The organism is Shewanella sp. 11B5 (genome assembly GCF_002836795.1).
GTDB lineage: Bacteria > Pseudomonadota > Gammaproteobacteria > Enterobacterales > Shewanellaceae > Shewanella > Shewanella frigidimarina.
Genome location: NZ_PJAP01000218.1, coordinates 1 through 11,205 on the forward strand (window position 1 = coordinate 1; position 11,205 = coordinate 11,205).

The 11,205-nt window shown below is 41.0% G+C and carries 13 protein-coding genes; 6 read left to right on the top strand and 7 right to left on the bottom strand.

Annotated features, from left to right (window positions below):
* The 6 genes from CXF78_RS01815 to CXF78_RS01840 all read left to right on the top strand — a co-directional run.
* On the top strand, nucleotides 1-522 hold a 522-nt coding region (locus CXF78_RS01815), incomplete at its 5' end, for an Hpt domain-containing protein (protein WP_180957026.1).
* The gene (locus tag CXF78_RS01820; RefSeq protein ID WP_102035795.1) at nucleotides 512-1,108 is read left to right on the top strand and encodes a YjaG family protein; all 597 of its coding nucleotides are present in this window, start codon (nucleotides 512-514) and stop codon (nucleotides 1,106-1,108) included. The genes CXF78_RS01815 and CXF78_RS01820, both read left to right, overlap by 11 nt.
* 84 nt (nucleotides 1,109-1,192) lie before the next feature.
* The gene (locus tag CXF78_RS01825; RefSeq protein WP_011636519.1) at nucleotides 1,193-1,393 is read left to right on the top strand and encodes a DUF3319 domain-containing protein; all 201 of its coding nucleotides are present in this window, start codon (nucleotides 1,193-1,195) and stop codon (nucleotides 1,391-1,393) included.
* 88 nt (nucleotides 1,394-1,481) lie between these two features.
* Nucleotides 1,482-2,450, top strand: a complete 969-nt coding sequence (locus CXF78_RS01830) for an AEC family transporter (RefSeq protein WP_102035796.1) — start codon at nucleotides 1,482-1,484, stop codon at nucleotides 2,448-2,450.
* A 128-nt stretch (nucleotides 2,451-2,578) separates the two neighbouring features.
* Nucleotides 2,579-4,237 (top strand): DNA repair protein RecN, encoded by a 1,659-nt coding sequence (gene recN / locus CXF78_RS01835; protein WP_102035797.1) that lies wholly within the window; start codon nucleotides 2,579-2,581, stop codon nucleotides 4,235-4,237.
* A 149-nt stretch (nucleotides 4,238-4,386) separates the two neighbouring features.
* Nucleotides 4,387-5,451, top strand: a complete 1,065-nt coding sequence (locus CXF78_RS01840) for a hypothetical protein (RefSeq protein WP_145991349.1) — start codon at nucleotides 4,387-4,389, stop codon at nucleotides 5,449-5,451.
* Nucleotides 5,452-5,582: 131 nt separating this feature from the next.
* Here the strand turns inward: CXF78_RS01840 and CXF78_RS01845 are convergent, their stop codons facing one another.
* From CXF78_RS01845 to ribD, 7 genes are all read right to left on the bottom strand, one after another.
* Nucleotides 5,583-6,074 (bottom strand): phosphatidylglycerophosphatase A family protein, encoded by a 492-nt coding sequence (locus CXF78_RS01845; RefSeq protein ID WP_011636515.1) that lies wholly within the window; start codon nucleotides 6,072-6,074, stop codon nucleotides 5,583-5,585.
* Nucleotides 6,075-6,084: 10 nt separating this feature from the next.
* Nucleotides 6,085-7,041 (bottom strand): thiamine-phosphate kinase, encoded by a 957-nt coding sequence (gene thiL, locus CXF78_RS01850; RefSeq protein WP_011636514.1) that lies wholly within the window; start codon nucleotides 7,039-7,041, stop codon nucleotides 6,085-6,087.
* A gap of 87 nt (nucleotides 7,042-7,128) precedes the next feature.
* Nucleotides 7,129-7,533 (bottom strand): transcription antitermination factor NusB, encoded by a 405-nt coding sequence (nusB, locus tag CXF78_RS01855; RefSeq protein WP_011636513.1) that lies wholly within the window; start codon nucleotides 7,531-7,533, stop codon nucleotides 7,129-7,131.
* Between the two features lie 13 nt (nucleotides 7,534-7,546).
* Nucleotides 7,547-8,023 (bottom strand): 6,7-dimethyl-8-ribityllumazine synthase, encoded by a 477-nt coding sequence (gene ribE, locus CXF78_RS01860; RefSeq protein WP_011636512.1) that lies wholly within the window; start codon nucleotides 8,021-8,023, stop codon nucleotides 7,547-7,549.
* A gap of 123 nt (nucleotides 8,024-8,146) precedes the next feature.
* On the bottom strand, nucleotides 8,147-9,250 hold the full coding sequence (gene ribBA / locus CXF78_RS01865) for a bifunctional 3,4-dihydroxy-2-butanone-4-phosphate synthase/GTP cyclohydrolase II (RefSeq protein WP_011636511.1): 1,104 nt from the start codon (nucleotides 9,248-9,250) through the stop codon (nucleotides 8,147-8,149).
* Between the two features lie 124 nt (nucleotides 9,251-9,374).
* Entirely contained in the window at nucleotides 9,375-10,034 is a 660-nt protein-coding gene (locus CXF78_RS01870; RefSeq protein WP_102035799.1) for a riboflavin synthase, read from the bottom strand.
* Nucleotides 10,035-10,098: 64 nt separating this feature from the next.
* The coding region (gene ribD, locus CXF78_RS01875; RefSeq protein ID WP_102035800.1) for a bifunctional diaminohydroxyphosphoribosylaminopyrimidine deaminase/5-amino-6-(5-phosphoribosylamino)uracil reductase RibD at nucleotides 10,099-11,205 on the bottom strand (1,107 nt) is incomplete at its 5' end.

The following is an 11,205-nucleotide window of genomic DNA, read 5'->3' on the forward strand; positions in this document are numbered from 1 at the left end:
ATTATTGCAGTAACGGCACATGCTATAGCCGAAGAGCGTGAGAATATTTTGGCTAGCGGTATGGATGGTTTCTTGCCTAAACCGATTGATGAATTATCACTAAAAAGCGTCATCAGCCGCTGGATAATTAAACCCCAATTTACCCATTTTGATACTCATGTTCTCAATTGGGATTTATGCTTAACCCAAGCAAACCAGAAAACCGATTTAGCCTTAGACATGTTAAAGATGTTGGTTAATTCATTACCTGAAACAACCGCTACTATTGATGAGGCATTAATAGCCAGAGATGCACAGACACTATTGCAGGCAGTGCATAAACTGCATGGCGCAACATGTTATTGCGGCGTACCGACCACACAAAAGCTCTGCCGGGATATTGAGTCAGCATTAAAGCATAAAATTGACATCGATGACCTAGAACCTGAAATACTAGAGTTACTTGATGAGTTAACTAAGGTAGAATCAGCTGCAAATCAAGTGATAAACCAGCTATCAGTGGATGTTCCCCATGACCAGTAAAACCGGTTTTTTTAAACGCCTAAAGGCATTGTCGTTACCTCAGAAGCAGCTTTTTGCACTCGCACTGTGTCAAAGAATGCTCCCAAATTATCAATTATTTTCTGAAGTATGTGAATTTGGCCAACCGCAGGTATTAGGTACTGCACTAGAGTTATTATGGCAAAGCCAATATGACAAAAAGCTTAAGTTCAATATTGATGTGCATTTACAGCGCCTCGATGAAAACACCCCTGATCCTAGCGACTTTGAAGCCTATGGTGCTTATCCCGCCATGGATGCGGCTGTTGCCATCGCCACCTTAATGGGTGCGATAGATGGAAAAATTGAAGAAGATATTACTAACATCAGTAAGTTATCATCAAGCACCGTCGCCAATTATATTGAAGCTATTAGTGATGAATCATTAATGGATGAAGAACTCGATGAGTTTGTTTTTTCGCATCCAGTAATGGAACAAGAAAAAGAATTACAAGGCATGGTACTCGACATTATCGAAGCCAATCCAGACATAACCAGCGAACTGGTTAAAGGTTTGCGTAAAGATATTATCGAAGCTGGTGTGTCTAATATTGGTATTAGCCTGTAGTTCGAACTTGTAGAACAAATCGATTAATGTCAATCAACATCATTTAGCCTGAAATTATTCAGGCTTTTTATTGAGTCTCGTGCAATGAGAAGAATTTTTTATCAAGGTTTCACTTTCAGTAACGCCAATGGTAAAACTGATGACTGGACACTAGTAATTGGTAATCAAGTACGAGTAGGTTCGTTGTTTGAATTAAGAAGGCAAGTGCATTTTTTTTCTGAACTGGGAATATTACCCCCTCCGAAAATATCAAAGGCGAATTTAGCCTTAAAATCTGACAAATAATCACTCGTTTAACTTTAGCCTAATTGCAACTGCCTATCGAAAAGCAGTAAAGTGATCTTATTATCATTTTGCTAAGGAATTGCGAGGGATGTCCAGTATTCTTACCCCGCTAATCGCTGTATTTATTATTATGCTGCTCGGCAGTATTGTTCAAAAAATGCGACTGTTGCCAGCAGACACCGATTTGATCCTCAATCAGTTTGTCTATTACATTGCTTTCCCCGCAATATTACTGATTGTGCTCGCTGAAACGCGCATTGAAGACATTATTCAATGGGGCTTTATCGGTGGGTTTAGCCTAGCGATGGTCATTACTTACGCCTTAGTGATTGTTGTATCACTACTTAGCACACCTAAGAAGCAAGCCGTTGCGGCAATGCGTGCATTAAACGCTACCTTTGGTAATACCGCATTTATTGGTATTCCATTGCTGAGTTTATTATTCCCAGGTCATAAAATGGCATTAGTCGCTGCAGCGATTGCCAGCTTGTTGTCAGTGATCATGTTTGCTTTTGCTTTAGTATCAATTGAGCTAGCCAGCCGTGATAAACAATCAACCGACCATGCCATCGTCATCATGGCTAATGCCCTGTATAAAAACCCAATCGTGGTTGGCAGTGTTATTGGCATTGGTTTATCAGCACTGCATATTACCTTACCGGATAGTCTGGCCTTAATGTTACACCAGGTGGGAAATACCTCTAGCCCATGTGCACTGTTTGCCATAGGAATGGTACTTGCCAAAGCCTTACGACATCAATCTGACACAAAGATGTTCAGTATTGGTTTGATTGCGGAACTGAATTTAATCAATTTACTCAAGTTAATTATTCAACCATTAATAGCCTTTGGATTACTCAAACTGTTCGGCGTAGAAAAGGAATTACTGACCATGGGAGTTATTTTAGCAGCGTTACCAACGGCAGCAAGTGTGTATCTTTTGGCCGACCGCTACCAAATTAACGCCAACGTCAGCGCCCAAGGCATTTTATATGGCACATTAATCACTTTTATCAGTTTGCCAATAATAGAAACACTCTTAAAATCCATTGCTTAATGATCAATCAAACCTAGATGATAAAATAGTCAACGATAATTATTGCTCAACCACTTTACTGTATATAAAATCAGTATATACTGTTTATCAATACAGTGGTTTGGTAGTTTCATTGACAGGAATTCATTATGCTTTGCCAACTCAGCATCAACAACTTTGCTATAGTACGCTTTTTAGAACTCGACTTTAAAGCCGGTATGACAAGCATCACCGGCGAAACAGGTGCAGGTAAATCGATTGCTATCGATGCGCTTGGATTATGTCTTGGTAATCGAAGTGATGCCAACACTGTCAGGCCTGGAGCCACCAAAACTGAAGTAAGTGCACGATTTACCCTTCATGATGTTCCTTTAGCCAAACGCTGGCTTGAAGATAGCGATCTTGATGCTGAAGATGAGTGTATATTGCGTCGAACCATTAACAGTGATGGCCGCTCAAGAGCCTACATAAATGGTAATCCTGTGCCTGTGACGCAATTAAAAGCTATCGGGCAACTATTGATTGGTGTTCACGGCCAACATGCACATCACGCAATGCTTAAAAGCGAGCATCAATTAAACCTACTCGACCACTATGCTAACCACAAAATACTGCTTGATAGCGTTAGCGCTAGCTATCAACGCTGCAAACAAGTGGAAAACGAGCTAAAGCATCTTGAGCAAGCTCAGCACGAACGCATTTCACGCCAACAGCTACTGCAATATCAAGTAGAAGAGCTTAATGAGTTTAACTTAGGCTTGGAAGAATTTGATGAAATAGAACAAGAACACAAACGCTTAGCCAATGGCACAGATTTAATTGAACGTTGCCAAGCAGGGTTACACTTATTGACCGAAAGTGATGAAGGCAATATAGAATCTCTGCTTAATAAAGTAGCCAGCATTGCTGATACGCTTCAAGGTTATGATGAATCCCTTGCGCCTATTAGTACTATGATTAGCGATGCGTTGATTCAAGTACAAGAAAGCGCTAGCGAAATTGAAAGTTATTTAAGCAGTTTAGAGCTTGATCCAGAACATTTTGCCTATTTAGAAAAACGCCTTTCAACGGCAATGCAATTGGCGCGTAAGCATCATGTGAGTGCAGATAAGTTGGCGCTACATCATCAAGCATTGATGAATGAATTAACCGAACTTGCTGACGATGAAACTAAATTAGATGGTATAAGACAACAACTTGAAGCCACCAGAAATGCCTATTTAACCAATGCACAAAAACTGAGTCAAAGTCGTAGTCGTTATGCCAAAGAATTAGACAAGCTAGTCACTCAGTCTATCCATGAGCTCAATATGCCTAAGGGTAAATTTACCATTCAGATTAATCATAATCCGGACAACATTTCAGTTAATGGCTGCGATAGCATTGAATTTATGGTGACCACTAACCCTGGACAACCATTACAACCGATTTCTAAAGTTGCCTCTGGCGGTGAGTTATCGCGTATTGGATTAGGGATTCAAGTGATCACAGCTAAAAAAGTCGCCACTCCAACACTCATATTCGATGAAGTTGATGTGGGTATTTCTGGACCAACAGCATCTGTCGTCGGTCGTATGTTACGTAGCCTTGGTGAGTCGACTCAAGTGTTATGTGTCACCCATTTGCCGCAAGTTGCAGGTAATGGCCATCAACATATGTTTGTGAATAAATTTAATAAAGGTGGCAACACCGAAACGACCATGCAGACCTTAGATAAAGATCAACGGGTGAATGACCTTGAACGCTTATTAGGGGGGGAGGTCATTACAGAAAATACCTTGGCTAATGCCCGCGAGCTGTTGCAATAATCGTTATGCACTTATAAAAAGCAAATCAATATGTTAACGTAAAGTTAAAATAGATTTACGGATAAATCATAATGATGAAAGTAATAAAGGGCTTGGGTATTTTTGTCGGGCTAATATGTAGCTTACTGGTATTTACCGTTGTCTGTTTAGTGGCCATTAATGCAACAGACAGAACAAAGTCACCTAACACTCTTTTAGTTGAAAACTGGCTAAAACAGCAACCTATCGACCCTAGCGAAAATGGCTATGAGTATGCAATTACTATCGTAGGCACAATAGGAGATGATAAAACAAATGATAAAAAACCATTAATCAGCTTCAGCGAGCAAGAAGTTGAGTTAACTGACAATTTTAAAACCGCTTGTTATCAAACGGATTTGATAATATGCAGTGAATTTATTAGCGATAATAGCGATAGTATTAGAAATGTCATTGGCGCTCATAAAGCCAATATACAACAATATAATACATTATTAGATATGCCTTATTGGCAAGAAGAACCACAGTCTTTAACCCCAAATAATCAAGCTCACTGGGGTCTGCTTTTTAAGTTAAGAGATGTTCGTCAGCTTGCTGCGATAATAAGTGTAGATACATCTGACAACAAACTTGACCAACAAGCTGCGGTAGCATTTTTAAACAAAGATGCACATTTTTGGAATATGGTTTATCACTCATCTCGCTCAACACTCAATCATATGATTGCCGTTAACATGATAAAATATCAGCTTAATTTAGCTAGCACTTTAGCTAAGACCACAGATACAGCTGTTGTAACCAAAGTCACAGCTTGGCAAACATCATTCGAGTTAACTGATAGTGATTTTGAACGGATATTTTCTGGAGAATGGCTTTTTGCCCATAACGTTACAGAACAAATGTTAATTGAAGTGCAGTCTGATAGTGTGGCTTTTTATGAGAAATGGTTAGCATATGCGTTGCTTAAGCCAACAGACAGTGACAATCTCATGGCCGAGTATATTGTCAGCCTAGTAAAGGAACCGGTTTCAACGACCTCGATGCACACACTCAAAGAACCAAATTATTGTTCTAACGACAATTATTTTCAGCAATTATGGATGTTACGCTACAATCCGATTGGTAAACTATTTAACTGCACTGTTTATGGAACAGATTACAAACAACGTTTAACTAATATGAATACAGAGTTAGAGCAATTGCGGACGAATCTACTTACCGCAAAATCATCCTAATAAGTAGCTGCAACTGATTAAGTATAAGTATTATCGACAAAAAAGAGCACAAATATGCTCTGTTTATGTATTAGGTGCGTTTATAATCATTGTTATAATCAGCTACTTATAATCTGGTATTGATAAAATATTTATAGATAATAGACCGCTAGTTGTACACCGATTAACGAAAATATTCCCGCCAATACATCATCAATCATTATCCCAAAACCGCCATGCACTTTGGCATCGAGCCAGCGAATAGGCCATGGTTTTACGATATCAAAAAAGCGAAATAGTACAAAACCAAGTGCTAACCACATAAAACCTAAAGGCGCTGCAATCATGGTGATCATCAAGCCAACTACTTCGTCCCATACAATTGCACCATGGTCATGTACGCCCATATCTTTAGCTGCTTTGCCACAAATATAGAATCCAGCGAGCATGCTAATACAGGTAATGATAAGGTAATTAGTTAAGCTTAACTGTTGCATGAGTAGCACGATGGGAACAGCGGCTAAAGTACCAAAAGTACCTGGTGCTTTTGCCGCTTTACCGCTGCCAAAGCCTAATGCCAAAAAGTGAATTGGATTGGCTAAAGACAGTTTTTTTACGAATTTATCTTGGGTTAATAGTCTCATAGTACTTCAATTAAAAATGCACAAAGCCACGTGAAATTGGGTTAAATTCTAGCCCATTTTCTACTAGTTTTAATTTATCACCTGCACTGATTTGGCCAATTTTAACAAATTTTACACCAGCATGAATTAACGCTGTATCAATTGCGCCACGTTGAGACTCAGGAACCGTAAACAATAACTCGTAGTCTTCACCACCAGTAAGTGCATAACTTAATGCATCTTCATGGCTGAGATTGGCTTTAATTGAGTTTGATAACGGAATTTGATTCACATCGATGACGGCGCCCACTTTTGATGCCGTTAATATATGCCCAATGTCAGACATTAAGCCATCTGATAAATCGATAGCACTGGTGGCGAGTGTACGAAGCGCTTGGCCTGCTAAAACACGAGGCGTTGGGTAATAATGGCGATTAATTAGATATTCTTTATCTTCAGTGTTAACTGTTTTGACTCCTCTGAGGATATCAAGACCTAAAGCTGAGTCACCTAATGTGCCTGTCACATAAACCCAATCACCTATTTTTGCACCATCACGGGTTAATGCAGTGCCTTTAGGAACTTGGCCATTAATCGTAATACTGATACTGCGAGGTCCACGTGTAGTATCACCACCAATTAAGGCAATACCATAATATTCTGCAATCTCGAACAGGCCTTCACTGAAATGTGCTAACCAAGGCTGGTCAACATCAGGCAAGGTCAACGCTAAGGTAAACCAGGCAGGTTCAGCTCCCATTGCGGCGAGGTCAGAAAGGTTAACCGCTAACGATTTATAACCTAAAGCATGAGCAGGAATGTCTGCTAAAAAGTGGACGTTTTCAACAAGGGTATCACAAGAAATCGCTAACGATTTATTGTCTGCAGGATTCACTAACGCACAGTCATCGCCGATGCTTAACTCAACATCGCGCCTTTTTAGGCCTTTATTGCGGAAGTAATGTTCGATGAGTTGGAATTCTTTCACATTCAGTCTGGTACGGTAAACCGTCCACCTTAATTTTGAAACAATTGATAACAAATGAAAACGGTATCCGAAGATACCGTTCTGGTGTTACTTATGCTTCACTAACTTATCAAGCAAGCCGTTGACAAATTTGTGACTATCTTCAGCACCAAACGCTTTCGCTAACTCGATACCTTCGTTAATCGCCACTTTAAACGGCACATCTTTACGGAAGGTCAACTCATAAGTTGCCAGACGCACAATGGCTTTTTCTACTGGTGATACTTCTTCAAACTTACGATCAAGATGCGGCTTTAACAGCTCATCAATTTGCGATGTTTTTGATGCTACACCAGTTAACAACTCACGAAAATAAGCGACATCAACACCGTCAGTGTTCTGTTCAGTTAAAAACTCATGTTCTACGTCAGCAACTTTGTTTTGACTTAACTGCCATGAATAAATGGCTTGAACGGCTAAACGGCGGGCCTTACGGCGCTCTGAAGGTTTCATACTTTTCCTACTATTACAGCTGTTGTTCTAGTTGTTGCAGTACATTAACCATTTCAAGCAAACTAAGGGCTGCTTCGCCACCTTTGTTACCTGCTTTAGTACCTGAACGCTCAATAGCTTGTTCAATGGTATCTGTAGTTAATACACCGAATGAAACAGGAAGATCATACTCTAATGCAACTTGTGCAAGACCTTTGTTACATTCACCAGCAACAAATTCAAAATGAGGTGTACCGCCACGAATGACAGCACCTAATGCAATGATACCGTCAAACTTTCCACTTGCAGCCACACGTTTTGCAGCAAGTGGTAATTCAACTGCACCAGGTACGCGAACAACAGTAATGTTGTCGTCACTGACCTGGCCGAAACGCTTTAATGTGTCTATTGCACCATCAAGCAGACTTTCAACTAAAAAGCTATTGAATCGCGATATTACGATCGCCACTTTGGCATTTTTCGCTTCGATATTACCTTGAACTACGTTCATTCTATCTTACCTAAATTAGCTAAAGCACCCGGCTCGGGGCAAAAAGAGGCGTTATGATATCACAGCCAAAAGCCCTGAGCGCTATGCAATTAATGAATTTGTTAAATTTACCATCAGCCAAAATTATTCAGCTATATAATCAGTCACTTCTAAACCGAAACCAGACAGTGAATGATAACGTTTTGGCGAACTGAGTAAACGCATAGTGCTGACACCTAAACTCGACAGAATTTGCGAGCCTACGCCAACACGACGAGATGTTCCTTGCCACATAGCTGGCGCTGGAGATTGACCATTGTCTTCAGCTTCAAACGCTTTTACTTTGGCCAATAAATTACTCGTATGTTCATCATTACCCAATAACACTAAAACACCACCTTCTGAAGCTATCCGCTCCATGGCTTTTTCTAATGGCCAACTGCGCTTTTGATCACGTTCCGAATGCAGTAAATCATTGAAGGTATTTTGTAAATGCACACGCACCAAACAATTTGGTTTTACGTCATCTTTAATCAAGGCGTAGTGTAGTTGATTATCGATAGTGTCTCTGAAGGTCACCATAGTAAACTCACCAAAACGAGTCGGTAATTTACACTGAGCTTCGCGTACAACCGTGGTTTCATTCGTATTACGGTATTCAATTAAGTCGGCAATAGTACCGATTTTAATCCCATGCTTTTCACTGAATATTTCTAAATCGGGACGGCGCGCCATGGTGCCATCTTCGTTTAAAATTTCAACAATCACACCAGAAGGCTCACAGCCAGCTAAGCGTGCTAAATCACAACCGGCTTCAGTGTGACCAGCACGTATTAATACTCCGCCCTCTTGTGCCATCAACGGAAAAATATGCCCAGGTTGCACTAAATCAGAGGCTTTGGCGTCTTTGGCAACAGCAGCTTGTACAGTCACTGCACGGTCATGAGCAGAAATACCTGTTGTGACTCCAGTAGCCGCTTCAATTGACACGGTAAAATTCGTCGAGAACTGGGCATTATTATTAGTAACCATTAAAGGCAAATTAAGCTGCTGACAACGCTCTTTGGTCATTGTTTGGCAAATTAATCCACGGCCATAGGTTGCCATGAAGTTGATTGCTGCTGGCGTCACTTTATCAGCGGCCATGATCAAATCACCTTCATTCTCTCTGTCTTCATCATCCATCAAGATAACCATCTTACCTTGACGAATATCTTCAATGATTTCTTCTATGCTATGTAGCGCCATTGTCAGACCTTTATTTAGTAAGTGTTTGATTTAAAATTTAGGTATTAAATCTACTGGTATTGCGAATTATGTATAGAGTAAAAATGCTGTTTTACTGTCGCAATTAACGTAAAAATTGTCGCGTTTAACGTAAAAAACCTGATTTAGCGAGTAATTCCATGGTCACGCCCGATGAAGGCTGCACATGGTTAGCTTCCGGTTGCATTAAACGCTCTAAATAGCGCGCGATTAAATCGACTTCGATATTGACACTATCACCTACTTTTAGATCCACCAGCGTGGTTTCACCAGCAGTGTGAGGCACAATCGTTAATCTAAAACGAGCGCCATCAACTTCATTAACGGTCAGGCTAACACCATCGATGGTGATCGAGCCTTTGTGAGCAATATAGCGACTTAATTGAGCTGGTACCGATAACCAAAACTCGAGTGCCTTGCCTCTGTAAGCGCATTGCTCAACTTTGGCAATGCCATCAACGTGTCCACTCACCATGTGTCCACCCAATCGAGTGGTTGCCGTAACCGCTTTCTCTAGATTAACTTTCTGACCTACTTGATAATGACTAAAGCCCGTTAAGTCAACGGTTTCTGCCGATATATCAGCAACGTAACCATCACATAAACGCTCAACAACGGTCAAACACACGCCATTGGTTGCAATACTATCACCTAGCTTTACGTCGGTTAAATCCAACTTACCACTGGCAACCGTTAAGCGGATATCGTTACCTTTACGATCAATTTTACGTAATGTGCCAAGGGCTTCGATTATTCCAGTAAACATAATGACTCACTTTTTGCTGTTAAACTTTGCTGTTGCTCAGGTTTTAGCCATAGCAACTCGCACATTAATAGGGTTGATTATATCTGAGGATATAACGCTTATCTTGTCCTACGTTACGTTCATCAATTAGTAGCAGTGCAGGCGTTTGTTCCATTGTACTGTAATCAGGTAACTGCAACATATTACGTCCATGGCTACCGAGGATTTTAGGCGCTTGATAAAGCACTACCTCGTCAACGAGCCCTTGGGCGACAAATGCCCCCGCTAAAGTGGCCCCCGCTTCAACTAAAACAGAATTAGCATGCTGACCTAAATACGTTAGCAAGGCTAACAATGGAATTCTGCCCGACGAGTCACACGTTAACTGAAGAAAAGATACATGTTCTGGAAATTCTGCCTTGACGCTTTCGGGATAATGGCAACCAGAAACCAGTAAAATAGGACTTTGAATTGAAAATATTTGCTGTGTTGCGGTTAATCTTGCGCGACTGTCTAGCACAACCCTTAAGGGTTGAAAAAATTCATCTTTTGTATGACGAGTGGTTAACTCACCTAGCGTCTCATAGCGCACATTAAGGCTAGGATCATCGACAAGAATGGTTTCAACACCAGTGATTAATGCACAGTGGCTAGCACGGTATTTTTGCACATCAGCTCTTGCTGCACTGCCGGTAATCCACTTTGACACTCCATTAGACAAGGCCGTTTTACCGTCTAAGCTGGCGGCTATTTTGACGGTTATCCAAGGAAGCCCTGTTTTCATCCGTTTCATAAAACCTAGGTTAAGGTCATAGGCCTGTTCGCAGAGCAATCCAACATCAACCTCAACACCAGCCTCACGTAATAGGGTAATCCCGCGGCCAGACACTTCAGGATTTGCATCGGTCACTGCGACCACAACTCTGGCAACTTTGGCGTTAATTAAGCCTAAAGCACAAGGTGGTGTGCGACCATAATGGCTACAAGGTTCAAGAGTGACATACGCGGTGGCACCTTCAGCAGACAAGCCATTATCATGCACCATTTTCAGCGCATTAACTTCGGCATGCCCTTGGCCCGCACGTTGATGATAACCTTCACCAATAATCTTATTCTGATAAACAATGACACAACCGACACAAGGATTTGGCCGTGTTGTATAACGGCCTTTCTCGGCAAGGGCGATGGCACG

What these genes read in the sequence shown, in the direction of transcription:
- CXF78_RS01820 (WP_102035795.1), top strand. Translation starts at nt 512, where the DNA reads ATGACCAGTAAAACCGGTTTTTTTAAACGCCTAAAGGCATTGTCGTTA.
- CXF78_RS01825 (WP_011636519.1), top strand. Translation starts at nt 1,193, where the DNA reads ATGAGAAGAATTTTTTATCAAGGTTTCACTTTCAGTAACGCCAATGGT.
- CXF78_RS01830 (WP_102035796.1), top strand. Translation starts at nt 1,482, where the DNA reads ATGTCCAGTATTCTTACCCCGCTAATCGCTGTATTTATTATTATGCTG.
- recN (WP_102035797.1), top strand. Translation starts at nt 2,579, where the DNA reads ATGCTTTGCCAACTCAGCATCAACAACTTTGCTATAGTACGCTTTTTA.
- CXF78_RS01845 (WP_011636515.1), bottom strand. Translation starts at nt 6,074, where the DNA reads ATGAGACTATTAACCCAAGATAAATTCGTAAAAAAACTGTCTTTAGCC.
- nusB (WP_011636513.1), bottom strand. Translation starts at nt 7,533, where the DNA reads ATGAAACCTTCAGAGCGCCGTAAGGCCCGCCGTTTAGCCGTTCAAGCC.
- ribE (WP_011636512.1), bottom strand. Translation starts at nt 8,023, where the DNA reads ATGAACGTAGTTCAAGGTAATATCGAAGCGAAAAATGCCAAAGTGGCG.
- ribBA (WP_011636511.1), bottom strand. Translation starts at nt 9,250, where the DNA reads ATGGCGCTACATAGCATAGAAGAAATCATTGAAGATATTCGTCAAGGT.
- CXF78_RS01870 (WP_102035799.1), bottom strand. Translation starts at nt 10,034, where the DNA reads ATGTTTACTGGAATAATCGAAGCCCTTGGCACATTACGTAAAATTGAT.